The organism is Plantimonas leprariae, assembly GCF_008802405.1.
Lineage (GTDB): Bacteria > Pseudomonadota > Alphaproteobacteria > Rhizobiales > Rhizobiaceae > Plantimonas > Plantimonas leprariae.
Genome location: NZ_VZDO01000003.1, coordinates 176,109 through 202,690, shown reverse-complemented (window position 1 = coordinate 202,690; position 26,582 = coordinate 176,109). Strand labels below are relative to the sequence as shown.

Here is a 26,582-nt window from a genome sequence, read left to right as displayed (position 1 = left end):
TTTGCGATGGATTGCAAGATATTGCAGTTTGCGATGGACTGCCGGGCGGGCCGATGACAGAAGCAGGCGACGGTCGCGGGGCGGCGGGCCGGCCTATTCGCCTCGCCCGCGACCCGTGAGGACGACGGCATGCGCGACGGTCAGGGCGATCCATCCGGCATCCACCGCGATCTCCCGCGGGAAGCGGATTCGCTCGAAAACCGCGAGGATCGGCTGAACATCCTCACCTGGGAGCGGGTCGCCGCGGACTGGGAAGCGCCGGCGCACCGGGCGCGGACGGCGCGTTTGGCGCGCATCTCGGATGCGGCGATCGCGCCGACGGCCTATGTCGCGCGCGACGCCTTCGTGCTCGCCGATCATCTGGTGCTCGGCGAGCGATCCTGGATCGCCGGCCATGCGATCGTGCGGGGCGACGTCGAGTTCGGCACGGATTGTTCGGTCAATCCCTATGCCTGCATCTCCGGCAAGGTTCGCTTCGGCGACGGCGTCCGCATCGCCTCGCACGCATCCGTCGTCGGCTTCAATCATTCCATCGCCAGAACCGACGTCCCGATCCATGCCCAGCCGGTCGAGACGCGGGGCATCGCGGTCGGCGACGATGTCTGGATCGGCGCCAACGCAGTCGTCCTCGACGGCGTCGCGGTCGGCCGCGGCGCCGTGATCGCCGCCGGCGCCGTGGTGACGCGCAACGTGCCGGATCGCGCCGTGGTGGCCGGATCGCCAGCGCGCGTCATCAAGGAACGCGGCACGCCACTGGAAACTCTCGAAGCATCGCCCGCCCGCCGCGCCGGGTCGTCCGCGGAAGGCTTGCTCCGGCGTTTCGGGCGCGATGCCGCGTCGCAGTGGCCGGAGGTGATCGGGCGCGAGCGCGACGACGCCATGGACTACCTGTCGCGCGGCGCGACGGGCGAGAAGCGTCCGGCCCTGCGTCATCTCTGCGATGCGATCGAGATCGCCGCCGGGTTCGGCGGCTTCCCCGAGGGCATCGACCGCGCGGCGACGGTCGCGCGGCTTCGAGCGGCGCAGGATCCCGTGTCCGGCCTGTTTCCCGACCCCTACAGGCCGCGTCCCGTCAGGGGGCAGGAGCGCTCGGACGATATCGCGCTCTACAACGTCCTGGCGATCGGCTACGCGCTCGAGGTCCTGGACACCGCGCCGAGCCATCCGGTATCGGCCGTCTCCGGCCTCGCGCCCGACGCCCTGTGCACTTGGCTGGAAGCGCTGCCGTGGCGCGATCGCGGCTGGCATTGCGGCGCGGTGGTCGACGCCATCGGGACGGCGCTCGCCTTCGACGGACGCTACCACGGTCTCGGCAACCGCAGCCGCGAGACCCTGTTCGGCTGGCTCGCCCTCCATGTCGACCCGGCCAGCGGCTTGTGGAGCCCCCCCGGCGATGACGGATGGCTGCAGCCGGTGAACGGCTACTATCGCCTCGTCCGGGGCAGCTACGCGCAGTTCGGCCTATGCCCGCCGCGTCCCGATGCGGCGATCGACACCGTCCTCGGCCATTGGCGGCTGAGCGACGGCTTCCGGCAGGCCGGCTGGAACGCCTGCAACGTGCTCGACGTGATCTATCCGCTTTGGTACGGCCTCCGCTGGACGGCGCATCGGCGCGACGAGGTCGTCCGGCTCGCGGCCGAAGTGATCGAGCGTGCGGCCGCTTGTTGGGAGCCCGGACGGGGATTCGCCTTCGGTGCCGGGCAGCAGCCGGGCCTGCAGGGCACGGAGATGTGGCTCGCGACGCTGCACTACGCGGCTCGCCTGATCGACGCCGAAGCCGCGCTGCCCTTCGTTCCCCGCGGCGTCCACCGGACGGACGGCGCGATCGCCGGCTAGGGCCTCCGGCGATCCCTCGCGGCGCCGCGCCTTACGTGCGGCCGCGCAGGACGGCGCGGCCGTTCTCGACGAGCTGCTGTGCGCCGTCGGCGATCGAAAGCTGCTCGAAGGCGATGGCGTCCGCGGTCGGGCGCAGCACGTTGCGGCTGAACTCGTTCGCGCCGATCGGCGCGGGCGGAGGATTCGCCTCGACCTTGCCTTTCAGGAACTCGACATAGGCGACCGTCTTCTTCTCCGTTTCGTCGAGGAGGGGCAGGATCGCCTCGCGAACGACCGAGGACGGCGGCACGCCGCGCTCGACACCGAGGATCTTGCCGGCCTCGACGTCGTTCACGAAGAAGGAGATGAAGCGTCCGGCGGCTTCCGCGTTCGCCGTCGTCGCACCGATCGACCAGCAGGACGCCGACCGGTAGTAGTGGCCGCTGGGAGCGCCGGGAATGCCCGGCACCATCCCCAGTTCGAGCGTGCCCTTGTTCAGCTTCTGATAGCCGACGAGCTGGTTCGAATAGGCGAAGCCGACCGCCGCGTTGCCGAGGGTCAGCGCGTTGGTTTCGATCGTCTCGTCGTCGCGCGTCTGGATATCCGCCGAAACGCAGGCGCCGTTCTGCCGCAGGTCCTCCCAGTAGCCGAACCACGCTTTCGCGTCCTCGACGTCGAAGCCGATCGAGCCGCCGTCGAACAGCCGCTTGCCGCGCTGCCGCAGCCAGATGTCCAGGACGTAGCCGTAGCGCGCCGCATAGGGTGCGGCCCAGTAGTTGCGCTTCTTCGGACCGTTCGCCTTGAACGCTTTCGCGAACTCGGCGAAGGCCTCCCAGCTCATCTGCTCCTTCGGCACTTCCAGGCCCGCTTCCTTCAGCGCGGCCGAATCGTACAGCATCGCGAAGGAGTTGAGGGCCAGCGTCACGCCGAACAGCTTGCCGTCGATGCGGCAGAGATCGGCGTCGCCCGCGCCGTACTTGGACAGATCGATCGCGCCGTTCAGCAACGGGTCGAGCGGCAGGCAGGCGCCGCGTCCCGAATAATCCGACAGGGTCGAGGGTTCGAGCTGGAACACGTCCGATACGCTGCGGCCCGCCATGGCCGTCGCGAGCTTCACCCAATAATCGGAGCCGGCGATCTGCTCCCCGGTGATGGCGACCTCCGGATGCTGCTTGTTGTAGAGCGCGATCACCTCGTTCGTGCGCCGCAGCCGTTCGGCCGAGCCCCACCAGGTGCAGCGCATCCTGACATCCTGCGCGCGCGCCGGCATGCCGCCGAGCGCGACGCCGGCCGCCAAGCCTGCGCCGGCGGCGAGAAGCGTCCGTCTGTTCATCGCAAGCATCGCTCGTCCTCCTGCAAAGCGGTCGTCCCGCCTCCTGCGAAACCGCCGCTGTTCCCGGCGAAGCATTATCACGATCTGCAATGCTTGCAAATTTTGCAATTAATTGCGATGAGCTACGGGATATGGTGAAGTCCTTGATGCCCGCTCCGGCCCGCGCCGAACGTCCCGGCCGTCCGCGCCAGACCGATATCGCCCGGCTGTCCGGCGTATCGGTCAGCACGGTGTCGCGGGCCCTGGCCGGCGAGCCGGGCATCAGCGCCGGAGCGCGGTCGGCCGTCGCGAAGGCCGCGGCCGAACTCGGCTATCCCCTGCCGCCGGGCTTCGCCGGCGGCGACGGCGCGACGCTGGAAGGGCTCGCTTTCGACGTGCTGCTGCCGGCCGAGCGCGCCACCGGCGACCTCGGCCCCTTCTATCAGGATATCCTCGACGGTCTGCGCGCGGCCGCCGATGCCTGTCGCTTCCGCGTCGCCGTGCGCCTCTTGGCCGACGACGTGCTCAGGGCGCGCGACCTCGAACGCTGCGGCGTCGACGGCGTCTTCGTCGTCGGTCTCGATCTCGACGAAGCCGCGATGCCCGGATACGCCGACGCGCGACCGCTGGTGCTCGTCAACGGCGCCGATCCTTCCCTCGCGCTCGACTGCGTGTCGCCCGCGAACTTCTACGGCGGCCGCCTCGGCGCCCGGACCCTGCTCGATCTCGGCCATCGCCGCATCGCCTATGTCGCGGGCCAGCATCGGCATACGACGCGCGAGCGGGCGAGGGGCTTTCGCCATGCGGTCGCGGAGTTGGCGGACGCTGCGGGCTTCGAGGGCGTGCTGACGTTCTCGGGCCGCACCTTCGAGGAGGCGGCGGCGAAAACGCGCGAGCTCTTGCTGCACCAACCGGATATCACCGCGGTCTTCTGCATGAACGACGCGATCGCGCTCGGCGTCCTTAGCGCGCTGGAGGCGCTGGGCCTGTCTGTGCCGGACGACGTGTCGGTGCTCGGCTTCGACGACCTGCCCTGCGCCAGCCTCATGAGTCCGCGGCTTTCCACCCTGTTCGTCGACCGGCGCGCGCTGGCGCACGAAGCGGTGGACGTCATGCGGCACCGCCTCGCCGAGCCCGCCGCCCCGGCGCGGCAGGTGCAGCATGCCGTCCGGCTCGTGGAAGGGGGAACGATCGCCGCCGCGAAAGCCACGCTTCCATGAGCCTCGATCCGGTCCGTTTCAACCCGCTGCACGGCAACCCGCTGATCGGCCGGGACGACGTGGAGCGCGCGCTTCTCGCCTTGTTCGAGCCGCTGCTGCCCTTCTTCTCCGAAGGCCGGGCGCGGGTTCGGCTCGACGCCGCGGGCGCGCATTTCGACCGGGCGGCAGCCGATCTCGAAGGTTTCGCCCGGCCGCTCTGGGGTCTCGCGCCGCATTTCGCCGGCGGCGGGACCATGCCGCACTGGCCGCTGTTCGCGGCAGGCCTCGCGAACGGCGTCGATCCCGACCATCCGGACTATTGGGGCCAGCCTCGCGACCGGGACCAGCGGCTGGTGGAACTCGCCGCGCTCGGCTTCGCGCTTCGCCTGGCGCCCGAGAAGCTCTGGGACCCGTTGACGGGCCGTCAGCGCGACCGCCTGGCGCGCTACCTCCTCGACGCCCGCGAGCGCGCCTATGCGCCGAACAACTGGAAGTTCTTCCGCGTCATGGTGGACGCGGCGCTGGACCGGCTCGGCCTCGCCTACGACCGGAGCCTCACCGAAGCCTATCTCGCCGAACTGGACGGCTTCCACATCGCGGGCGGCTGGTATCGCGACGGGGACTTCCGCCGCGTCGACCACTACATTCCTTTCGCGATGCATTTCTACGGGTTGATCCACGCGCGGTTCGCCGGCGCGGGCGATCCCTATGCCGAACGCTTCCGCGAGCGCGCCCGGAGCTTCGCGAAGGACTTTCGCTCCTGGTTCGACGAAGACGGCGGGGCGCTCGCCTTCGGCCGGTCCATGACCTATCGCTTCGCCTGCGGCGGCTTCTGGGCGGCGCTCGCCTTCGCCGAGGAGGAAGCCTTGCCCTGGGGCGAGATCAAAGGCCTCTGGCTCCGGCATCTGCGCTGGTGGGCCGACAAGCCGATCGCCCACCCGAACGGCGTGCTTTCCGTCGGCTACGGCTATCCGCAACTGACCATGTCGGAAAGCTACAATTCCGCCGGCTCGCCGTACTGGGCCCTGAAGGCTTTCCTGCCGCTCGCCCTGCCGGCCGACCATCCGTTCTGGCGGGCGGACGAGACGCCGCTCGCGCCGGGTCCGGACCCCCTGCCGCTGGCCGCGCCCGGCATGGTGATGACGCGCCATCCTGGCACGGTGGTCGCCCTGTCGTCGGGACAGGAAAACCTCCAGATGCGCAGCGGGCCGGAGAAATACGCGAAATTCGCCTATGCCTCGCGCTACGGTTTCTCGGTCGAGGTGGACGAGCGCGGCTTCGAGCGCAACGCGTTCGACAACACGCTGGCGCTGTCCGAGGATGGCCTCCACTACCGCGTCCGCGAAACCAACGAAACGGCGCTGATCGCGGGCCATGCGCTCCGGGCGGTCTGGAAGCCCTGGCCGGGCGTCCGGGTGGAAACGACGCTCCTGCCCGCCGGCCGCTGGCACGTCAGGCTGCACCGCATCCGCTCCGACCGGCCGCTGCGGAGCGCCGAGGGCGGCTTCGCGATCGCAAGGGGCGACGACGGTGACGGCGAGACGACGGTCGAGGCGGTTGGGCGCGCCGCCGCGATCACGCCGGGCGACCTTGCCGCCATCGTCGATCTCGGCTCCACGGTTTCGCGCGGCGGCCGCGCGCAGAAGGCGCTGCCGAATACCGGTCTCCTCGCCGCGAAAACCACAGTGCCGCAGCTTCGCGGCAGCATTCCCGCCGGCGAGACGCTGCTCGCCTGCGCCGTGCTCGCATCCGGCGACGGGGCTGCCGGGCGCGATGCGCTCGACCGCCCTCCCGCCCTTCCGTCCCTTGCCGACCTCGACGCGCTTTTCCGGGCGGACGGGGTGGCGGTCGGGGCGGTCGAGGCGCCGGGCGACCATCTATGACCGCGCTGCCGCGTCCTCGCGTCCTCATCGTCATGGACGCCGGCAAGACCGAGCACGTGCTGCCGCCGGCGCTGATCGGCCGGCTGGCTCGCGTCGCCGAACTCGTGGACGCCGAACCGGTCGCCGATTTCACGTCGCCCGCCTTGCGCGAGCGGCTCGGCCGTGTGGACGTGCTGCTCACCGGCTGGGGCTGCCCGCCGGTGGGCCGGGCCGAACTCACCTTCATGCCGGGACTGAAGCTTCTCGCCCATGCCGCCGGAACGGTGAAGACCTTCGTGTCGGAAGCCGTGTTCGAGGCGGGTGTGCTCGTTTCCAGCGCCGCGGAGGCGAATGCGCGGCCGGTCGCGCAATTCACGCTCGCCCTGATCCTGCTGTCCGCCAAGCGCGCCTTCGCCTTCTCGCATGCCTACCGGCGCGATCGCGACCGCCGCGCGACCGCTCCGATGATGGACGAGCCGATCGGCGCGAGCGGCTGCACGGTCGGCCTCGTCGGCGCCTCGCGCATCGGGCGGGGTGTCCTCGCGCTGCTCAGGCCCTTCGATTTCGAGATCCTCCTGGCCGATCCCTTCGTCTCGCCCGCCGAGGCAGTGCGTCTCGGCGCCCGGCTGGTGGCGCTCCCCGAACTCCTGGCGCGAAGCCGGATCGTCTCGCTCCATGCGCCGTCGCTGCCCGAAACGCGCGGCATGATCGACCGCGCGGCGCTGGCACGGATGCCGGACGGCGCGACGCTGATCAACACGGCGCGCGGCGCGTTGGTGGACGAGGCGGCGCTTCTCGCCGAACTGGAATCGGGCCGCCTCTCGGCCGCGATCGACGTGACCGATCCGGAGGTTCCGCCGCCCGACTCGCGGCTCTACGACCTGCCGAACGTGTTCCTGACGCCGCACATCGCCGGCGCGATTGGGCTGGAGCGCACGCGTCTCGGCGCGATGGCCGTCGCGGAGATCGAGCGCTTCGCGCGCGGCGAGCCGCTTCGGCATCGGATCCTGCCGGCCGACCTCGCGGTGATCGCGTGAGCACGCTCCTGCCGGGGCTCTGTTCCGTGACGTTCCGGCGCCTCGCGCCCGAGTCGGTTTTGCAACTGGCGGCGGAGGCCGGCATCGCCGCGATCGAATGGGGTGGCGACGTCCACGTGCCGCCAGGCGACCGCGAAACGGCCGCGCGCGTCGGCCGACTGACGCGAGAGGCAGGCCTCCGCGTTTCGTCCTACGGCTCCTACCTCGCGCCGCCGGACGCTTCGCCCGACGCGGTGCGAGACGTGTTCGAGGTGGCCGAGGCGCTCGGGTGCCGGCATGTCCGGATCTGGCCCGGCCGCCGCGACCGCCCGTCGGCCGACTACGCGCCCGAGGAACGGCGCGCCGCGATCGACGCGATCCGGCAGGTGGGCGACGAGGCGGCCGCGCGCGGCTTGACGATCGGGCTCGAATATCACCCGAACTCGCTGACGGACGAACTCGCCAGCGCCCGCGATCTCATGGCGGAGATCGACGCGCCGAACGTCTTTCTCTACTGGCAGCCGTCGCCCGGCATCGGCATGGAGGCCGCGCTCGCCGAGATCGCGGCGATCGGCGGCGCGGTCTGTCATCTCCATGTCTTCGCCTGGGATGCGGCCCGGAACCGGTATCCGCTGGCGACGCAAGGGGACGAATGGCGCCGGTACTTCGCCGCCCTTCCGGAGCGACGCTGGCAGGAGCCGTGCTTCGCCATGCTGGAATTCGTCGAGAACGACGATCCGGCATCGTTCGAACGCGACGCCGAAACGCTTCGCGCTCTCCTGGCTGCCGGCTAGGAACGCCGTTCGGCCGCTCCGGAGGTGCTTGCTTGGGGACATCACCGGCCGGAACCCGGCGAGGTCTGGCGGGGTGATTGCCTTGCTGCTGGGCATTCTGGAAGGTGCCGGGTTGCTCGGAACAGGAGGGATGTTCGGCAAGTCGTCCTTCCTTATTGCCATCCGGCGAAAATAGAGCTACCTAAATATCGTATAGATAGCATCGACATAGCTAGCATCTTTCGTAGGCTGCATCAGGATGAACTTCTGTTCTGACGCAGAGGCAATATCGCTGTTGCTGGTGTTTGTCCGCGTCATGCGGGAGAAGGCAGCCGGTATCGCGCGGTCGGGTCGACGGCTGGCCGGGGCGATCCTTGGTCGTTCGCCTTCGAGCGGCCCGTATTCCTTCCGGCCGTTACGCGAAGCCGCCGCATCAGCATGGAGTTCCGACCGGCGCGTCTGGACATTCTCGAGGTCCAGATACCGCGTTGCGTCGCTTGGCCTGAGGGGGTGGGGATGGAACTCGTCGTCTGCTGCGATGGAACCTGGAACACGCCGGACGATCTCGATCAGGGGCTGCCGGCGCCCACCAATGTGGTGAAGCTGCGGAACATCCTTGCGGAACGGAACGCGGACGGCGCCGAACAGCGCGCCTACTACCATCCCGGCGTCGGGACGGGCGGAACATGGTGGGATCGCATCGCCGGCGGCGGAATGGGCGAGGGGCTCGAGAAGAACGTCCAGAGCGCCTACCACTGGCTCGCCACGACCTATCGGCCGGGCGCCCGCATCTGGCTGTTCGGCTTCAGCCGGGGTGCGTTCACGGTGCGTAGCCTGAGCGGCATGATCTCGCAGTGCGGCCTTCTCGACCTTTCCGACCCGGCGATCCCGCCGGAAGCGGTCTGGAAGGCGGTCGACGCCGTCTACGCCGCCTATCGCAGGAAGCCGACCGGCCAGCCGAAGATGCACGCGAAAGCGGAGATGCGCTTCCATAACGTCGCGACGGGCGATCCGACCGCGCTGACGACGAAGATCCACTTCATCGGCGTCTGGGACACGGTGGGAGCACTCGGCGTGCCGGACGATATGGCGCTGCTCAACCTCATCGACGACCCGACGAAGTACGAATTCCACGATACCGACCTCAGCGCGGCGGTGGTGCACGCCCGCCATGCCGTGGCGCTGGACGAGCGGCGGCAGAGCTTCGAGCCGACGCTGTGGACCGACAAGCCGCCGAAACAGGAGCTGAAGCAGGTCTGGTTTCCCGGCGTCCATGGCGACGTCGGCGGCGGCTATTCGCGCTGCGGTCTGTCGGACGGCGCCCTGCTGTGGATGGTCGAGGAAGCGAAGGCGCAGGGCCTCGCTTTCAAGGATGCCGGTGTCCGCCAGATCAAGCCGAATGCGCAGGACGTCCTGCACGACTCGCTGACGGGCATCTTCAAGACGCTGAAGACGCGCCCGCGCGCTGCCCCGCTCATCGACGAGAGATCCGGCGATGCGCTGCACGGATCGGCGTTGGAGCGTCGAAGCGAACCGCCGATCACGCAGCACGAATACTGGCCGTCGATCGTGCTGGATCCGGGCGTGTCGAAGCCGGTCCACATCTACGCCCGGCAACACTGGAACGCGACGGGCATCTACCTCGAAAGGGGCGCGACCTACGAATTCGCTGCCGACGGGCAATGGGTCGATGGTTCGATTCCATGCGGACCGGGTGGCACGAGCGATGGAAGCTTTCACCTCGGCGAGGCGGTCCGACTGGCCTCGGCGGTGCTCGGCAAGCTCGAGAACGCCTACAAGCGTTTCACGGCCAACCCGCAGGCGGACTTCGTCTACACGAAGCGGGAAGAAGCGTTCGAATGGTTCGCATTGGTCGGCATGGTCGCGAACGGCTGGAAGCCCGAAGACCAGCCGAAGGAGCGACCGAGCCAGGTCTTTCGGATCGGCTCCGGCACGACATTCACGCCGAAGGCCAGCGGCTACCTCTACTGCTTCGCGAACGATGCCTGGCAGACCTACGACAACAACCGGGGAAGCGTGCAACTCACGGTGAGGAGACGATAGAAGAACGCATCCTCCGTATCCAAGCGGCGGATGCGGAAGGACGGACATCGAACGCCGTCAGGGGCGGGGTTGTCGTTCGGTTCCGAAACTCCTGTCCTTCCGAGCTCCGGCGAGTTCGATCGGATGAGGCGCGTGCGCGCCCCACCGCCCTGACGAAGGTCGGTGCGCCGGCGGCGGGCGCGTTCATGGCCAATGCCAGCGGCCACGCGGCGCAGGGCGATGATCGTGTCGTCTACGACACGAACACCGGCGGTTGTTCCTCGATGCCGACGTTTCGGCAAAGGCGCGGCCGTGCCGTTCGCGACCCTGTCCGACGATCCGGTTTACTCGATCAGGGCGGCGCTGCGTCGCGGGACGAGCGCAAAGTGCGGCAGGTCGCTGAGATAGGAGCGATAGTTGTCGACGATATCGCGGCAGCAGGCTCGCCGAGAAGTCGCGGAAATATTCCGGCTTGGGGCCGGCTGTCGTCGCGCGGCCCGCGCTGCCGCCGGAGGGCCCGGCCCCGCCGCTCATCCGGCGGCCGCCTGGACGAAGGGCAGGTCGGTGCGTAGGTAGCAGGTCGACTGTGCCATCAGGCGGGCGATGTCGGCTGCGCCGTTGCGGTAGGACAGACGGCGGCAGCGCCGGGCGATCTCCGCCCGCTCGGACGGATCGAGCATCCGGTCCAGCAGCTCGGTCAGTCCGCTGCGCTCGTGGTCGCGCCGCAGGAGGCAGCCATAGCCGAAGATGTCGGCGAAGCGGGCACGATTCAATTGGATATCCATCTCCGCCGCCTCGTTCGGCACGAAGATGGTCGGGACGGCGCCGAAGACGTTCTCGTGGAAGGTGTTGTAGCCGGCCGCCGCCACGGCGAAGTCGAACGCCTGCGAATAAAGGAAGGTCGGAAAGCATTCGACGATGCGATGGTTGTCGGCCGCCGGCTCTCGCGCGGCGAACTCGTCGCGGATCGGCGAGGCGAATTCCAGAACGATCAGCTTGCGACGCCGCGCGAAGGCGATTACCCCGTCGCGGATCGGCCGCATGTCGAAGTTGCGGCCCGAGCCGAGCTGCAGCGCGACGACGCAGGCGTCCTCTGGCAGCTCGAGCGCCCGCCGCGCCGCATCCCGCCCCAGGCGCTGCGCCGGATCGAGGTGCAGCACGGGCGCGGTCAGGTAGGCGAACTGCTGCAGCGGCTTCGTCGGGCCGGCGTCGAAACGGTCGGCGAGTTCGCCCGGCTCGACGACGTGGTCGAAGGTTTCGGCACCGGCGAGGCCGACCGCGTGGCTGTCGCGCCACATCGGCCGCCGGATCCAGAAGGACGGCGTTGCCGGGAATTCGGCGATGGCGTCCAGGAGCCCGGCGAAGAGGTAGCTGCCGTCGTAGGCGATGGCCTCCGGCCGGGTGAAGGCGATGAGATCGAAGAGTTCCTCGCGCAGCGCCCGGTTCCAACGCTTCGGATCGGCGCCGTAGTGCCGATGGTAGCTGATGAAATGGGTGGGGTAGCCGGCGTCGGCCGCGATCTTCATCGCATAGGACATGGTCGCGAAGATCGCGCCGACGCCGTCAGGCAACCGGTCGGCGATCGCCATCTGCCGGGTCAGATGGCCCAAGCCGATGCCGTTGGTCGAGACGAAGAGAATCGATTTGCCGCGGCGCGGCGCCGGGCGCGGGCCGGCCACGGCTCTCGCCCGGGTCGGGGCGGGGCGCGGGTCGATGAGCCGGCCGAGGCGCTCGACGAAGCTGCGATGCGAATGCCGGGCGACGAAGGCATGGCCCCGCCGCACCTGAAGATAGTAGCGGCTCTGCTGTTCCACCAGCTGTTCGACGAGTTCCTGGACGCCATCCGGCGCGCAATAGAGCGCCGCGTCGCCGAAGGAGTCGTGGAGGTAGGCGGGCAGGATGACGGGAACGCCCGCGGCCATCGCCTCGACGACGACGCGGCCGAAGGCTTCCGACCAGGCCGAGCCGTGGAAGTAGACGAAGAAGTCGAGCCCGGCGAGAAAGGCGTCGACGCCGTCGAAGGCGAAGGGAAGGATCCGCCAGTTCTCCGGCAGCTCGCCGTAGAGTTCCCCCAGGAAGGCGCCGCCGCCGAGGATCGAGACGGTGCAGAATTCGGGGTCGGGGCTGTACACGGCGAGCGCTTCCTCCCGCGTGTCCGGCCATTTTCGCGGGTCGGGCCGAGCGTGCCGGCCGATCCGGACGGGATAGCGCGGCGGGTCGGAGCCCCGCTGCTTCCAGCCGCTCCGTTCGAAGACGTTGTACCAATCTTCCGCCAGAACAGAGACGCCGTCCGGCAGCGTCGCCGGAAGCGAGCGGCGGACGATGGTGCTGACGGGCGCGATCTCGACGTCGCAGCCGAAGGCCCGCCCGCAGGTTTCGGCGACGGCGGCGAGATCGTACTGGACCGCGCCGGCGCGGTCGAGCCGCGGATGATGCAGAACGAGGACCGTGCGGCCGGCAGCGACCCGCACCATCCGGCGCGGCGGCAGCGCGAAGATCGTCGGGTGATGGACGACGGCGAGGCGCGTGCGGGCCGGCAGCGCGGGATCGACGATCGCCACTGCGCCCGCGTCGACCAGCGCCTGGAGGCCGGGATGCATCCAGCGACTGGCTCTGCCGAGCAGCGATCCCCGGACCATCAGCAGGCCGAGCCGCAGGCCGACTTGGCTTGCCGCCGCGATCTCCTCCGCGAGCGCCGTCGACGTGCCGCCTTCGAGACGTGGATCGGCGACGAAGACGAGATCGTAGTCGACGGCGGCCGCGTCGGCTTCGTACGCCGGCGCAGTACCGGCGAGCGTTTGCGCGTCGAACGCCGCGCCGGTCGACAGGTCGAGGTTGTCCGCCATCGCGCGCCGCCCCTCACGAGCCGTTGAGCTTGAGGTATTCGTCGACGCGCCGGCGTACCGTCTCGGCCTGCTCGCTGGTGAGGTTCGACATGAGCGGCGCGAGCCGTTGCTTCGCCTTATCCACGAACTGCGGCAGGACCGGATGCTCGAAGGACTGATGATCGGTCAGCATGTAGTTGAACGCCGCTTCCACCGGGTCGCGCCGCACGCCCCTGCCGCCCTCGTAGAGTTCGGCGAGGCGAAAGCGTGCTTCGCCGAAACCTCGCTCGGCCGAGAGCGTCATCAGCTCCACGGCGCGCGCCGTGTTCCTTTTGGGGCCGTTGCCGTCCCGGTACATCTGTCCGAGGTAGAGCGGCGCGAAGGCGTTGCCCGCGGCGACGGCGCGCTCGTACCAGGTCTGCGCCATGGCCGTGCTGCGCTCGACGCCGCGCCCATCGAGAAAGCGCTGGCCCATGCTGGTCATCGCGTTGGTGTTGCCGACCCAGGCCGAGGCCTGGAACAGCTCGATGGCGGCCGCGAGATCCTTGTCGACGCCGATCCCGTCGAGATACATGTTGGCGAGAACGTCCATCGCGTTGGGCCAGCCGCTGGCGGCCGCGAGGCGCAGCCAGAGCAGGGCTTCGTCGGTGGAGCGCTCGACGCCTTTGCCGTGCAGGTAAATGACGCCGAGGTCAGTGCGCGCGCGCAGATTGCCGAGCTCGGCCCCGGCGCGCAGGTAGGACAGGGCCGCAGCCATGTCGACCGGCCGGCCCCGGCCGGTCATGTAGAGATAGGCGAGATTGGCGAATCCGGCGGAGTAGCCGGCGCGCGCGGCGTCGCGATAGAAGGACTCCGCCGGCGCGTAGAGTCCCAGAATGTCGAGGATGCGGCCGACTTGGTAGAGCAGCCGGCGATTGCCGGGATCGCGCGCCAGTTCGACGAAGCAGGTGCGCACCGCCAGGCGGATGTTGACGAGGCCCCATCGCATCCCCGGCGACAACCGCATCGGGTCGTCCGGATCGCCGGCCACCGCGTCGCAGGACGTCGACATGGCGGCAAGGCCGTCCGGCGTGGCGGGTAGCGTGCTCGGCCAAGTGCGGACCTGGATGGGCGGAGCACGGTCGCCGGAAACGCCGAGGGCGAGGCTCTGCCGGTCCGCCGTACCGCTGTTCGTCGCGTCTGCCGCGCCTTGGGACGCGACGGTCAGCCGGCCGACCGACGCCGCGCCGCTGTTGCTCGCCAGGGCGATCAGCCGCGCCGCCGCCCGCTCGCCGAGAGGACTCGAGGGAAAGGTGTTCTGAAACAGCGCGAGGTCGGCCGGATCGGCGCTGTCCTTGAGGAGGCTCCAGAAGATCTGGTCGAGCGAGGGCCGCTTCTGGCTCATGATCGGATCGGCGACCTCCGGCCGAAGCACGAGGTCGAGCGCGACGTCGCCCTCGGTGCGCGGCAGCTGCGCGCCACGCGTCGCCTCGCGGACGTTGCGGCGGACCTCGCGGAAGATCTGCTGCAGGGCAATCCCCCGTTGCGCGATGGCGTTGGCGAAGACGGTCGCGAAGATGCCGTTCGCGCCGACGTCGTTGCTGGCCGAGGGCGCCGCGACGGCGCCGGAATAGGAGATGAGGATGCGGCCCGCCGCCGGGGCGCCCGTTTTCCCTCGCTCAAGCGGCGCGACGGATCGGGTCAGCGACGCGGCGGCGACGGCCGGTGCCGGGATGCCGTCGAGAACCACGATGCTCGCCTTGGCCTTCTCGCGCAGCATCGCGACCAGAGCGTTCAGCGTGAGGCCGTTCGGTTGCTCCGGCTCGTTCGGCGCGCCGTCGGATGGCTGGAGCACGATGTCCTTGTTCACGAGCGCACCGACGCCCGTGAAGTAGAAGAAGGCGATCTCGCTGCCCTCGAAGTGCCGGCCGATGCGGAGCATCGTTTCCGCCATTGTCCGCCGGTCCAAGTCGATGACCAGGAGGACGTCGAACCCGGCCTCCTGCAAGGTCGTGGCGATCAGCCGTCCGTCCGCTTCGCCCGTCGGCAGTGGTTGTCCCGCGAAGGACGTCGTCGCGACGACAACGGCTCGCCGGCCGGCGTCGGCCGCGGTCGTCGGGCCCGGGAAAAGGGCGACCGGAACGAAAAGGGCGACCGCGAGCCATCGGCGGCGTCGCCCGGACCGTGCCGGGCCTGCAGGCCCACCGCGCCCCGCCGCGCTATCGCCGCCGGACGACACGAAAGCGATGGGGCCGCGTCGCACGAGACCGCCCCGCCGGACCTAGTAGCCGGAGCGCGAGCGCGAGCCACCGTCGTTGCTGCGTCCCGCTTCCCGTCCGGTGAAAAGGGTATTCGAACGCTCCCGGCGATGCACGGAGGGCTGCTGATCGACGTGAGGGCGACTGAGATACGCGCAGCCGGAGGCCATGGCCCCGACGAACAAGATGGACGCAACCGAAGCACAACGGTCTTGCAGCCACTTCGCCATAAGCGCCTCCGCTTAAGCCTGTTGTAGATAGCCAGCTGTAGAAATGGCTGTCAAGTCGAGCGGGATCGAAATACATGGCTTCTGCTGACCAGCACTGCGAATACGCCAGCTTGGACCTGCTACTCAGAGGTGGAAGGCTGCGGTTGCGGCGATCCGGACAGTAGAAAACCAAGTGTCGGCGCAGCGATGGCGGCGCGTTGCGACGCGACCCCGCTCCTGGCGGCGGCGGAACACGATCCCGATCTCGTGTCGCCGCTCGCAGAGCACGCCTTCCTCAGAGGAAGTCGCGCGCTCGGCCGGCGTCAGAGATCCTTCCGCGCCCGCTCGATGATCTCGTCGAAGGACGTCCCGAAGGCGATGACGGATCTCGGCCGCCATTTCGCAACCAGCAGCGCGCGGCGATCCGCCAGGAAATCACCCCAGGGAGCCGTGCGGTCGAACAGCACCTGCTGCTCGCGCGGCGGAACGAACTCGAAGATGCAGCCGTGCAGCCGCAGGACCGCGAATTCCGGATGATCGGTGACGTAGACGACCCTGTCGAAGACGGCCCGAAGGTTCCGCGTATCCGCCACCACGGTCCCGAGGCTGTCGCTCGTCGCATCGAAATGCGTGACGAGCGCGACTCTTGCCCGCGGATCCGGTTCGAACAAAGCGGGGCCGTCCTCTTCGCTTCCGGCATCGAACGGCAACATCGTCGACAGGCGAAGCGCTCCCCGGCGCAGCCGGTCGAGCAGCGCGACCGCGCGCGGGCTGGGTGACGAGACCGGCGGCGCAGCGAGCGGTTCGTCCATCCTTGAACCCTGTCTGATCGGGAGATGGAATCGGAAGGACGCCGGATCTGCCGGGCGAGCCGCAGCGTATCCACACTTGATGGGTATGGTAACGGAGCGTAACTTGCAAGTCAGGATGGTATTGCCGTCCGATCTTCGTCTGCCTGCCCGAGTTCCGCAGAGGCCCGGTTCTCCATGGGACGACCCCGTCTGTCGCGCGCCGATCCACTCGCAGCCGGGCGCGATCCGCGTATCCCGCTCGTCGGTCTGCTCATCGTCTTCGCGTGCCTGCTCGGCCTTTCGAGCCAGGCGGCCGCGGCGGAACGCCGGGTGGCGCTCGTTATCGGCAACGGCGCCTACGAGAACATCACTCAGTTGATCAATCCGCCCAGGGATGCGGCCGCCATGTCCGCGATGCTGCGCGGCCTCGGCTTCGACGTCGTGGAAGCGGTGGATCTCGAACGACGCGAGCTGACGGAGCGGCTGCGCGATTTCGGGCGCAAGGCCGCCGGAGCCGATCTCGCTCTCGTCTTCTACGCCGGACACGGCGTCCAGATCGACGACAGAAACTGGTTGCTGCCGACCGATGCCAAACTGACGGATCGGCTCGATCTCGAATATGAGGCGATCAGCGCGGATGCCCTGCTTCGGGCGATGCAGGCGGCGAAGGGCCGCGTCCTCCTGCTCGACGCGTGCCGGGACAATCCCTTCCGCACGGGTTTCCTGTCGGAAAGCGGGGCGCGCTCGGCGGCCGCCAGCCGCGGCCTGGCCCGCCTCAACGTCGAGGATACCGGGACGCTGATCGCCTTCGCGACCAGTCCCGGCGCCGTGGCCGATGACGGCAGTTCGGGCGGCGGGCGGAACAGCCCCTTCACCGCGGCGCTGCTCGCCACCATGCCGATGCCGGGACTCGAGATCCGGCAGGTGTTGACGCGCGCGCGCCAGGTCGTGTTCGCGGCGACGGCCGGCCGGCAGACGCCCTGGGAGAATTCCTCGCTCGTCGCCGACGTCTATCTCGCCGGAATGCCCGCCGGGCCGATTCCGCAGCAACTCGACGAGACCTTCTGGAACGCCATCGAGGACAGCCGCGAACCGGAGGATTTCAGGATCTTCCTGCGGCGGTTCCCGACCAGCGGCTTCGCGGCGCGCGCGCTCGAACGCTACGAAGCCCTTTCGAAGGAAGTCGCCGACAGACCGAGCGGGAATGGCACGCCCGCGGCTCCGACCGCCTCGCGCGATTGTCCGACGTGCCCCGAGATCATCCGACTCCCCGCCGGCTCCTTCGTGATGGGCGCTTCCGCCGAGGACGCGAGCGCGCTCGACAACGAGCGGCCGGCCCATCGCGTCGAGGTCGCGGCCTTCGCGCTGACGCGCTATCCCATCACGTTCGACGACTGGGAGGCATGCGTCGCGGCGGCCGGTTGCGCCGGGCGACCGGACGACAACGGCTGGGGTCGCGGCCTCAGACCCGTGATCAACGTCACCTGGCAGGACGCCCGGGACTACGCGCGCTGGCTGTCGGCGCGAACCGGGCAGGACTACAGGCTGCCGACGGAGGCAGAATGGGAATATGCCGCCCGCGCCGGCACCACTACGTCGCGTTTCTGGGGCGACGACGCGGCGAAGGCATGCGCCTTCGCCAATGTCTACGACCGGGCCGCCGAGAAGTCGGTGATCGTTTCGTGGAAGCCGCATCCTTGTTCGGACGGCTTCGTCCACACCTCGCCGGTCGGCAGTCTGGCCGCGAATCCCTGGGGCTTCGGGGACATGATCGGCAACGTCTGGCAATGGGTCGCCGACTGCTGGACGGACGATTATTCGGGAGCGACGGAGGCGGTCGCCGTGGCGGATCGTCAATGCTCCGAACGGATCATCCGCGGCGGTTCCTGGATCAGCGACCCGGCCGGAACGCGTTCGAGCGCCCGCGCGCGGAGCGATGCCGGCGACAAAGACAACAACATCAGCTTTCGCCTCGCCCGGACGCTGCCCTGATGCCGCCGGATCGCTCCACCCACTCCACCGGCCGCTTCGATCCTGCCCGGCAAGCCCGTCATGCATCGGTCGAAACCGGTACTCCCGACAGGGCGGGCGGTAGGATTCCAGGTATAGTATTGCGGCTCGAAATATGACAAATCTTTCGAGTCGAAGAAGCGAGGTCTGTGCCGTTGCGGTAGGTTGCCTCGCCGCGTGGTGAACCGCGTCGTTGAAGGCTCGAATTTGTTCAGCTGACAGGCATTTACCGGAGGGCTCGTGATGCGGCGACCGAATGGATCCATCGTAATCCTGGGACTGTTCTGCTCCTTCTTGGGAGGTTGTCAGACAACCTCCAAATCAGGCGCCGCCGACGGGATCGTGGGGCTGACCATCGAGGCATGCAGGTTCCGGCCAACTCCCGAGACCGTGCAGGACATCGTCGCTTCGAAGACCCTGGATTCCGCCTCCAGGATCGCGGAGGCGATCTGCAAGGCCGTGGAAGGACGCACGTCCGACCGAGGGTCCATCGGGGGCGCGAACATAAACGGCATTCCGGTGCGCGGTACGTTCGTCTAGCGACGCACCGGCCGACGAACGAACGCGTCCAATCCGGCCGGCCGAAGCCTTCGGGGGCTCGGTCGGAGCGAAGCGGCGCGCTCGTTTCGCCGAGCGGTGCGGTCCTCGTCGGGCATCGCGACCGGCAGTGCGATCGTGGCCGGCCGGCGAAACAAACTGCGCCGAGCTTCGATGATCCGGCTGCCGATCGCGAGCGCGAGTCCCGAGCGGTCGCCGACCCGTGAAGAGAACCGGCGTCGGCGCAGGCGGCCGCAACGACCGGGAGCCGATGCGACCCGTTCAGTCGGCGCTCGTCACTTCACCTCGAAGGTCTGCAGGGTCGCGAACATCCGTTCGGGCCCGACCGCGAAGAAGTCGCGCTCCGTCGAGCCCAATTCGAGATAGGCGTGAATGCTCGTCACGAGAGCCGCGAGATACGTGATGGATTGTTGCGCCTTCGAGTAGCCTGCGGCGCGTTCCACCATCATCTGCGGGTGGCTGATCTCCTCGAAGTTCATGCCTTTCGGGACGAGCATGGCCAGAACGACGTGACGCCCTTTCGGCGGGCGCACTTCGAAGTAACCCCGCTGCGGCTCGGGAACGCTGTATGTCTTGCGGGCGACGACGTTTTCGTCGCCGCCGGAGGAGAGCTGGTTGGGAAACAGCTGCGTGACGGCTCCTTCGGGATTGATTTCCACGAAAAGGAGTTTGCCCTCGTCGGGCGGGGCGATGCGAAAGGCGAAGCGCGCTCCGATGGCTATCCCGGCGCCGTCGGAGATTTCCGGACCGCCGCCGCGCGGCGCCACCGTGAACGGCAGCGGGCCTACATCCGCGTTGTCGACGACGAGCTTGCGCAATTCGCCCGTCAGGCTTTCGATCTCACCGGCGCGAAGCGCGGCCGCCTCGGGCGCGGCGCCGGCGCTCGCGACCGGTCCCGTCACGGAGACGATCCAGTCGTAGTAGTGCGAAACGCGGGTGTAGACGCCGCCGTAGAAGACGGCCTCGCCGCAATTGACGCTGCCGAAGCTCACGATGCCGACCTGATAGGGTTTGCCGGCACTGTCATACTTGACGAGGGGACCGCCGCTGTCGCCGTTGCACGAATCGCGGCCGGGCGTACCGGCGCAGATGCGGTCCGGGCCGATCTCGGCGGGCTGCGACGCCTGCGCCCACATGGCGCGGCACGCCGCTTCGCTGAGGGTCGGCACGCCGGCAAAGCGAAGCTGGTTCGAGGGAACGAGAACCTTGACGTCGTCCTCCGTCGCGAGCTTCATCCGCTCCCTCATGTCGGCGATCCCGTACCCCGCGACCGCGACGAGGGAGCCGTCGCCGGATGTCGCCGGATCGGTGGCCGCGCCGGCGGAAAGCTGCATGGTCGATCCGCGCCACGGCGTCGCGTCCGCCAGGCGGATCAGCGCGATGTCGCGTCCCTTGTCTGCTGCCTGATATTCAGGCGGAACGACGATCCGCTCCACCTTGAGACCGCTTCCGGCGGCCGCCTGGCTGAAACGATCGGCCCCCGGCACGATGTCCAGCGTCGCGCCGGCGAGCGCCACGCCGTCCGCCGTCGTCGATTTGCTGTAGCGGTACGGCGCGGTGGCGGTCAGCGGCGCGACGCAGTGCGCCGCGGTCAGGACCCAATGGGCGTTCAACGCGGTGGCGCCGCATTGGGCGACGAACACGTCGCCGTTCTGAACCGTCAGGCGCAACACCGCGAGGCCCGGCCACTTGTCCGCCTTGGCCGGCTCCGCGCCGACGATCCTCGGGATCACCTGCGCCGCGGCCTGCCACGCGGTGAGCAGGAGGACGACGAAAGCCGCGACGAAGACCGTTCGCGGCGCTTTGGGCAGGGATGCGGCGGTCATCGCGGGCGGGCCTCCAAGCGAGCGAGGCGTGCTTCGAGATCGCGTACGGCGCGCGTAAGGCTCTCGAGCGTTTCCGGGCTCGACGCCGTTCCCGCCGGGCCGGAGTTCGCGGCAACCGGGCTGCTCGCTGCGATCGGTTGCTGCGGTTCGACAGACGACGTCCCGCAGTTCGGCTGGCCGAAATTGCAAGGATCGCTGTAGTAGGCGAGGGGATGCAACGCATCCGGCCGGTTGTCGTAATAGGCGGCGATGTAGTCCTCGCCGAAACGTATGCCGCGTCCGAACGTGGCCGCGTCGACCACCGCGGCTTTCCCGGACTCGTGGCTGTACATCGTCCGCATCCAGTTGAACGCATCCGCCTCGACGGCCAGGTTCAGCGTTTCGTCGATGCCGACGTTGCGGCCGAAGTAGTCGCTCGCGAAGTTGCGCCCGTTGGCGAACCCGATATAGCCGCGCAGGTAGGCGGCGACGCGCGCGCAGGCATCGACCGCCGTCGCGACACCGAAATTGCGCAACGCCGCGGCGGTCGGGTTGATGTCGGCGGTGTCGCACATGCTCGGCTCGACTCCGGCCATGCTGTGGGCGACCTGGCGCGGCGTCAGCGCGAGGCCGTCGGTGTAAAGGGCGCGCTTGCGCAACCATACCCACGAGATCGCGACGCCGGCCTCGTCCGTCTTGAGGCGGGGGATGACGCCGTTCCTGCTGTCGCGCGGGCCCTCCTCCGGCGAGAGGCCGGGGAAGTTGCTGAAATAAGGCAGGAGACGCGGCGGCGAGCCGTCGGCTGCCGGGTAGAAGGTGATCGCGAGGAAGTTGCGGCTCTGCTCGGAAAGGGTCGTGCGCGTGCCGGTGGCCGGCTGCGAGGGCGCGACAGCCGTGATCGGCGGCAGCTTGAGGGCTGGAGCGGAGGTGCCGAGATACGTCAAGGTAAGCGTATCGGCGGACGTGCCGGTCGTCTCGCATCTGCTGTTGCGCGTCGGACGATCGCCGCGCAGGGTTATGACGGGCTGGCCATCGATCGACTGGACCGGTCCCGAGACGGCGTAGCCGAGCGTGCCGCAACTGCCGCTGTAGACCTTCGCTTCCCCGGCATAGATGCCCGAGCTCACCGTGCCGGAAAACAGCACCGGGTTGCTGGCGACCAGGTCGGCCAGCTCGACCGTCGGCTGGTAGTAGAAGAGGGAGCGGGCGCCGGTCGCCGTATCCGCCACGAGCGCCAGCACCGAGCAGTTGTACAGCCAGTAGCTCGAGATCGTCATGTCGGCCGCGCTCGGTAGGGGCGAGGCGACCGCGACGCCTGCGCATTTCTCCGCCGCAGGCGCCTGCGCAGGGGGCTTGGCCGCAGCCGGCGCGGCTCCGACCCGCGTCTCGTGGACGGGATCCGGCACGAGCTCGCCGTTCCTGATGCCGTCGTCCATTCCCCAGCCGCGCCGATAGGCGGCGATCAGGCTCGGATAGACATGGAAGAAGTTGCCGGCCGAAGCGACGCCGCTGTAGGCATCGAAGTGCAGGTGGATCGAGGTCGATTTCGACCCGTTCATCACGTTCGAGACCTTGCCGAGCACCTGCCCCTTGCGCACGGCGGCGTTGAGCTTGATGCCGGCGGCGGCGATCGAGGCCGGATCCATGTGAAGGTAGCGCACGGTGTGCACGCCGTTCCGGATCCCGACCGTCGTGTTCCTCGTCAGGATCGAAACGACGCCGTCCTCGACCGCGACGACCTCCCAGAACTTGTCGCGATTGTCGGTGGCCCGGATGTCGACCCCCTGGTGTCCCTTGCCTCCGGGACAGGCGTTGAGCTTCCACTGGCGCGGTTCGCACTGGTTGTCGCGGTGGGGATAAGCGAACAGGCGAGGATCGTTGGCCCATTTCAGCTTATGGTACTGCGAGAGCTGGGTGCCGATATAGGCGCGCTGTCCCGTCGTGGTGCCGATCTTGATCGGGAAGGTCCAGTCCGGGAACGTGACGGTGCGCTGCCGGATGCCGCTCGTATTCGACGGCAGGATATCGCCGGGCGGAAAATAGGAGAGGTCTTCGGCACGGGCCGAGATCGACAGGACAGCAAAGAGAGCAAGAAGAAAGCATTTCACCGCCATACCCCCGCTTCATTGTTCCTTCGACGGCGCGCCTCCGACCACCGCGAGTTTCTTCGCGAACTGTCTGAGCCCCTCCGTATTCCTGCAATACGCGTAGCTTTCCGGCACGACGCAATCGATCGTCACGCCGTAGGTCAGGTTGCCCAGAACGAGGCCGATGTTCGCCGAGCCCGGACTCGTCAGGCCCAGCGGACCCTCGACGGTGGAGCGACCCTCCGCATTCATCCCCTCGCCGGCATTTTCGTCGAAGATCGACACGTCGGCCGTTCCGCTTTCCGGGCTGGAGCGATCGGCGAAGGCCGCTCCCCCGTCGTTGCGATCTCCTTCCAGGGTGACCATCACGCAGCCGAAGTCGAAGGTGCGCGTATACCAGCTTCCCGCCGGGGCGCCGGCGGACCGGGCCGGCGATTCGGGGACCGTCACGACGGTCGGGTCGGGGGACGCGCAACTCGGCCAGTCGGGTACGTTCCGCGACAGGGCGGCACCGTCGGATGCCGAGCGTTCCTGCGCGTCGCCGACACCTTCGACGCCCGGAAGACCGAGAACCGGCAGGGTGAAGGTCGGCGCTTCGACCGTGCCCCCGAACGGGTCCCGCCCGGTGGCGCCCCGCGCCCGGGCCGCATCGAGATACGAGGCGAAAGCGGGATCCGACCAACCCGGATCGACCAGGCCGTTCTGCGCGAACGACTGGCTCCATGTCGGACATGCGCAAAAGACCAATCCCGCGGCGACCAGAGCCCCTGGAAATCGATAACTGACCATTTCGAGCTCCTATGAGCTGCGTCGGAAGCCAGATCGCCTCATGCTTACAACCTGAAAAAGTATTCCATCAAGCGAGATTTCATCGGCGTCAGCCTGTGCCGATCCTCAATTTGCACCATCTGCTGAGGTGCTTGTCGTATCCCGCCCGCTGGCGACGTTGAGAAATGAACAACGGTGGTGGGTCGGAACGACGGTAAGTAAGGTTCGGGGGCTTCGGCGGGCGCCGAAAATCCTGTCCTGGGGTGCCGCCATCTTTCGAACGGGACGAAAGGGTCCGCAGCGAAGGCCGCGCGCTCGAACCTGCCGTCCCCTCCGGTTCGAGACGACAGGCGGCGAAGCCTCGCGGGCCTTCGTTCAGTTCCCGCTCTGCGAGAACAAGCCTTGGGTGGCCATGCGCAGCGCATCCGTGCCGAAGGCCTCGATCGCCGCGACCGCATCGAGGGGCGTCCTTCTGCCGCTCATCGCCCGGATGGCATCGATCAGCGGGTCGAGCGAAGCCGGGCTCGTGACCAGAACCAGAAGATCCGAGCCATAAGGGGCCTGGATTTCGCTGGCCTCGAATGGCGTCCGGCCGCCCGGAAGCGTCCGGAGGTCCCGCTTTATCGGATAAAGGAACTGCACCGTGCCGTCGCCGGCGATGTTGAAGACCAGATAATGCTGATCGGTGCCGGACGCCGTTTCGACCTCGAAGCTGACCCGCTCTCCCTGTCGATGGAGGTGATCCGCATTCGGACCCGACAGACGGAAGTCGACCGGGTGCGTCCGCGACAGTTCGACCAGCTCGCGCCGGGCGATCTCGCGTTCTGCGACGCCGCGCATCGAAGCCGCGTCGACACCTTCCGCGACGACGTCTCCGACCTGTGAAACGACCTTGCCGGTTGCGGGAATCCAGATGTAGTCGGCGGTGTCTCGCGAAGCCGCCCTCTCCATGACGGCCGGTCCGGGACTGCCCGCCGAAAAGGGAACGGTGCCGCTGCCGTCGACGAAGACGCGCACCGTCCGCGAGACTCCCGCCCCGTCGTGCTGCGACATCGGCGGCGACGGGATCGGCTCGTCCTTCAGGGATGCGACGACGGCCTTGCCGGAATCCTCGCCGAAGGTCGGCTGCAGTTCGGGCAACTGCCGATGCTGGCTGATCTGGCGCACGCTGGCGCTCACGAAAAGATACAGTTCCTGCCGGGTGATCCGACCGTCCCTATCGGCGTCGGCTTCCCCGGCCAGCGCCCGTGCGACGGAATAGGAGAGAGCGCCGCGCCGCGTGCCCGAGCCTGCCGGAATCTCGAATTCGGGAGCGAGGTTCTGTCGATCGACCGCTGCCAGAAAGGTAACGTTCGGCATGAGCCGCAAATGGTCGAACTGCGAGTCGGCATCCGGCGGCAGTTCGATCAGCGCCGGCAGCAGCGGGTCGGCCCTATCCGGCGGCGTCGGAAAGGGCGGGATCTGCCGATAGGACGGAGGCGCGGTGCCGGGAACGACCTTGCGCGTCATACCTCCGGCATAGCAGCTGTCGGCGACGAAGATGACGCGGGCTCCCTTGTCGTCGAGCCGTTTCAGCCATGCGCGCATCTCCCGCCCAAGGATGCGCTCGCCGAAAGCCGCGCGATCGGCGGCCGTCGTGATGTCCTGCGATGGCGGGGCGAAGCCGGCGAGCAGGAACGACTCGTAAGGTTCGCCTTCCCTGGCATCCGCGGGATGGCTCGAACCCCAGCGCTCGCTCGTGCCGTGCCCGGCGAAACTGATGAAGATCCAGTCTCCCGGCCGCGCCCGTTCGACGAGGCCGCCGAGCGCGTCCGTCAGAGCGGCCCGCGTGGCCCGCGCATCCTCCAGGACGACGAGATCGTCGAACCCCTGGCTCCTCAAGACGCCGGACAGATCGTCGGCGTCGTTGACCGCTCCTTTCAGCCGGCGGATCTCCTTGTAGGCGTCGATGCCGACGATCAGGCCGCGCCTGGCCGCCTGCGATGGCGCCGGCGCGGCAAGGGCGCCGGCAATTCCCAGGGTGAGAGCCGGGATGATCCGAACGGCAAGCATCTTCATCCGCCGGGATCCGGCCATCGTCAGCGACTCCAGTCGAATTCGACGCGCCGGTCGAGCTGATCGATCTGCTCCGCGCTGTAGATGGAGGGATCCGACAGTTGGCGTCGGACCTTGCCTCTCCCCTCGCTGCTGATCGCGGCGTCGATGCCGGCGCGCGACAGTTCGGCCTGCAGCAACGCCTGCACCGCGCGAGCCCGGCGCAGCGAAAGGGCGACATTGTATTCGGCTGTTCCCTTCTGGTCCGTGTAGCCGACGACATGGATGCGGCTCGGGCGGCGCGCCTTGAAAAGCTCGACGATCTCGGCGGCGGCCTTCCGGCCCACGTCGTCGAACCGGTCGGAATCGAACAGGAACGTGATGGGTGCGGGGACCTTTTCCGCCGACAGCCCGCGCTCGAAGGCGGCGTTGTAGACGCCGGCGAAACTGCCGTCGCGCCTGTCCGTCGATGCCGCCACGAACTCGCCGTTCCGGACGCCGTCCGGAGAGCCGGCGGCAAGCGAACGCATCTCGTCGGCGCTCCGCATCAGGAAGGTCGCCGCTTCGTCCCGCCGCTTTCGAGCCTCGGCGGTCGACGAGCCGGACGAATCCGTCGCGAGAAGGTCGATCGCCTCCTGGAAGCTCGTTGCCGCCTCGCGGTAGTCGCGCGCCGTGCGCTGGAGTTCCGCAAGTCGCCAGGACGCCTCCCAGCTCGCATGGTACGCCGCCGCCTTCTCGACGAGCATCCGATATTCCGGCCGCCGCGCTTCGTTCCCAGTCAGTGGGGATGCCTGCCGGACGTAAAGCATCGCGACCGCCAGTTGCCCTTGCCGTACGTAGGCCGCGCCGCACGGATCGAGCGCGGCAAGCTTCGCGGCGGCAACGGACGGATCGGCCGTTTCGAGGGCGGCGCGGAGTTCCGCCAGCGACGAGCGGCAATCGGCGGCGAGACAGGCTCCCTGACCGCTCGCCGAGACCAGAAGGCCGAGCGCGGCAAGGGCCGAACGGTCCATCGCTTTCCCTCCGAACAGTCGAACCTGCTATCGGGATGCCGGCAAGAATTGCGTCGAACGAAGAAAAGGCGGAAGCCGATTGCCGCTCCGCGTCGAGTCAGGTTGGCAGACGAAATCGCCCTCGTCCATTGTCTTCGGCGTTGTCGAAATTCGACTTCAAGATCATGGTCGTCGTTTCGCCGAAAAGTGAAGTCGACGATGTTTCCGGCGAAATATACGGCAGGG

Annotated in this window: 16 protein-coding genes; 7 read left to right on the top strand and 9 right to left on the bottom strand. The window is 68.4% G+C overall.

Annotated features, from left to right (window positions below):
* Positions 1–129: 129 nt before the first annotated feature.
* Positions 130–1,836, top strand: coding sequence for an acyltransferase (locus F6X38_RS05590; RefSeq protein ID WP_150968615.1), 1,707 nt, complete (start codon positions 130–132; stop codon positions 1,834–1,836).
* 31 nt (positions 1,837–1,867) lie between these two features.
* On the opposite strand, the gene F6X38_RS05585 is transcribed toward F6X38_RS05590, so the two are convergent.
* Complete coding sequence (locus tag F6X38_RS05585; protein ID WP_161992638.1) at positions 1,868–3,157, bottom strand: ABC transporter substrate-binding protein; 1,290 nt, start codon at positions 3,155–3,157, stop codon at positions 1,868–1,870.
* Between the two features lie 137 nt (positions 3,158–3,294).
* On the opposite strand from F6X38_RS05585, the gene F6X38_RS05580 reads away from it, so the two are divergent.
* The 5 genes from F6X38_RS05580 to F6X38_RS05560 all read left to right on the top strand — a co-directional run bounded on the left by F6X38_RS05580 (position 3,295) and on the right by F6X38_RS05560 (position 10,041).
* Entirely contained in the window at positions 3,295–4,347 is a 1,053-nt protein-coding gene (locus tag F6X38_RS05580; protein ID WP_150968613.1) for a LacI family DNA-binding transcriptional regulator, read from the top strand.
* On the top strand, positions 4,344–6,209 hold the full coding sequence (locus F6X38_RS05575) for a DUF2264 domain-containing protein (protein ID WP_150968612.1): 1,866 nt from the start codon (positions 4,344–4,346) through the stop codon (positions 6,207–6,209). Before F6X38_RS05580 ends, F6X38_RS05575 begins: the two co-directional genes overlap by 4 nt.
* Positions 6,206–7,225: a hydroxyacid dehydrogenase gene (locus F6X38_RS05570; protein ID WP_150968611.1), complete on the top strand. Its 1,020-nt coding sequence runs from the start codon at positions 6,206–6,208 to the stop codon at positions 7,223–7,225. Before F6X38_RS05575 ends, F6X38_RS05570 begins: the two co-directional genes overlap by 4 nt.
* Positions 7,222–7,998 (top strand): sugar phosphate isomerase/epimerase family protein, encoded by a 777-nt coding sequence (locus F6X38_RS05565; RefSeq protein ID WP_150968610.1) that lies wholly within the window; start codon positions 7,222–7,224, stop codon positions 7,996–7,998. The genes F6X38_RS05570 and F6X38_RS05565 overlap by 4 nt, the downstream gene beginning before the upstream one ends.
* A gap of 495 nt (positions 7,999–8,493) precedes the next feature.
* Positions 8,494–10,041: a DUF2235 domain-containing protein gene (locus tag F6X38_RS05560; protein WP_150968609.1), complete on the top strand. Its 1,548-nt coding sequence runs from the start codon at positions 8,494–8,496 to the stop codon at positions 10,039–10,041.
* A gap of 509 nt (positions 10,042–10,550) precedes the next feature.
* Here F6X38_RS05560 and F6X38_RS05555 read toward each other — a convergent pair.
* The 3 genes from F6X38_RS05555 to F6X38_RS05545 all read right to left on the bottom strand — a co-directional run bounded on the left by F6X38_RS05555 (position 10,551) and on the right by F6X38_RS05545 (position 16,103).
* Complete coding sequence (locus F6X38_RS05555) at positions 10,551–12,866, bottom strand: glycosyltransferase family protein (protein WP_150968608.1); 2,316 nt, start codon at positions 12,864–12,866, stop codon at positions 10,551–10,553.
* A gap of 13 nt (positions 12,867–12,879) precedes the next feature.
* Entirely contained in the window at positions 12,880–15,063 is a 2,184-nt protein-coding gene (locus F6X38_RS05550; RefSeq protein WP_343033192.1) for a caspase family protein, read from the bottom strand.
* Between the two features lie 551 nt (positions 15,064–15,614).
* Positions 15,615–16,103: a hypothetical protein gene (locus F6X38_RS05545; protein ID WP_150968606.1), complete on the bottom strand. Its 489-nt coding sequence runs from the start codon at positions 16,101–16,103 to the stop codon at positions 15,615–15,617.
* A gap of 174 nt (positions 16,104–16,277) precedes the next feature.
* Between F6X38_RS05545 and F6X38_RS05540 the strand changes: the two genes are divergently transcribed.
* Entirely contained in the window at positions 16,278–18,074 is a 1,797-nt protein-coding gene (locus tag F6X38_RS05540; protein WP_150968605.1) for an SUMF1/EgtB/PvdO family nonheme iron enzyme, read from the top strand.
* An 851-nt stretch (positions 18,075–18,925) separates the two neighbouring features.
* Here the strand turns inward: F6X38_RS05540 and F6X38_RS23295 are convergent.
* The 5 genes from F6X38_RS23295 to F6X38_RS05515 form a co-directional block, all read right to left on the bottom strand.
* Complete coding sequence (locus F6X38_RS23295; protein ID WP_161992637.1) at positions 18,926–20,476, bottom strand: trypsin-like serine protease; 1,551 nt, start codon at positions 20,474–20,476, stop codon at positions 18,926–18,928.
* Entirely contained in the window at positions 20,473–22,563 is a 2,091-nt protein-coding gene (locus tag F6X38_RS05530) for a M23 family metallopeptidase (protein ID WP_210248878.1), read from the bottom strand. The genes F6X38_RS23295 and F6X38_RS05530 overlap by 4 nt, the downstream gene beginning before the upstream one ends.
* Positions 22,564–22,578: 15 nt before the next feature.
* Complete coding sequence (locus tag F6X38_RS05525; protein ID WP_210248877.1) at positions 22,579–23,331, bottom strand: hypothetical protein; 753 nt, start codon at positions 23,329–23,331, stop codon at positions 22,579–22,581.
* Between the two features lie 354 nt (positions 23,332–23,685).
* Positions 23,686–25,386: a caspase family protein gene (locus F6X38_RS05520; RefSeq protein ID WP_150968602.1), complete on the bottom strand. Its 1,701-nt coding sequence runs from the start codon at positions 25,384–25,386 to the stop codon at positions 23,686–23,688.
* A gap of 2 nt (positions 25,387–25,388) precedes the next feature.
* Positions 25,389–26,357, bottom strand: coding sequence for an OmpA family protein (locus tag F6X38_RS05515; protein ID WP_150968601.1), 969 nt, complete (start codon positions 26,355–26,357; stop codon positions 25,389–25,391).
* Positions 26,358–26,582 lie beyond the last annotated feature (225 nt).

Coding starts and splice junctions, on each gene's coding strand:
- F6X38_RS05590 (WP_150968615.1), top strand. CDS start 130: ATGCGCGACGGTCAGGGCGATCCATCCGGCATCCACCGCGATCTCCCG.
- F6X38_RS05585 (WP_161992638.1), bottom strand. CDS start 3,157: ATGCTTGCGATGAACAGACGGACGCTTCTCGCCGCCGGCGCAGGCTTG.
- F6X38_RS05580 (WP_150968613.1), top strand. CDS start 3,295: ATGCCCGCTCCGGCCCGCGCCGAACGTCCCGGCCGTCCGCGCCAGACC.
- F6X38_RS05575 (WP_150968612.1), top strand. CDS start 4,344: ATGAGCCTCGATCCGGTCCGTTTCAACCCGCTGCACGGCAACCCGCTG.
- F6X38_RS05570 (WP_150968611.1), top strand. CDS start 6,206: ATGACCGCGCTGCCGCGTCCTCGCGTCCTCATCGTCATGGACGCCGGC.
- F6X38_RS05560 (WP_150968609.1), top strand. CDS start 8,494: ATGGAACTCGTCGTCTGCTGCGATGGAACCTGGAACACGCCGGACGAT.
- F6X38_RS05555 (WP_150968608.1), bottom strand. CDS start 12,866: ATGGCGGACAACCTCGACCTGTCGACCGGCGCGGCGTTCGACGCGCAA.
- F6X38_RS05545 (WP_150968606.1), bottom strand. CDS start 16,103: ATGGACGAACCGCTCGCTGCGCCGCCGGTCTCGTCACCCAGCCCGCGC.
- F6X38_RS05540 (WP_150968605.1), top strand. CDS start 16,278: ATGGGACGACCCCGTCTGTCGCGCGCCGATCCACTCGCAGCCGGGCGC.
- F6X38_RS23295 (WP_161992637.1), bottom strand. CDS start 20,476: ATGACCGCCGCATCCCTGCCCAAAGCGCCGCGAACGGTCTTCGTCGCG.
- F6X38_RS05525 (WP_210248877.1), bottom strand. CDS start 23,331: ATGGTCAGTTATCGATTTCCAGGGGCTCTGGTCGCCGCGGGATTGGTC.
- F6X38_RS05520 (WP_150968602.1), bottom strand. CDS start 25,386: ATGGCCGGATCCCGGCGGATGAAGATGCTTGCCGTTCGGATCATCCCG.
- F6X38_RS05515 (WP_150968601.1), bottom strand. CDS start 26,357: ATGGACCGTTCGGCCCTTGCCGCGCTCGGCCTTCTGGTCTCGGCGAGC.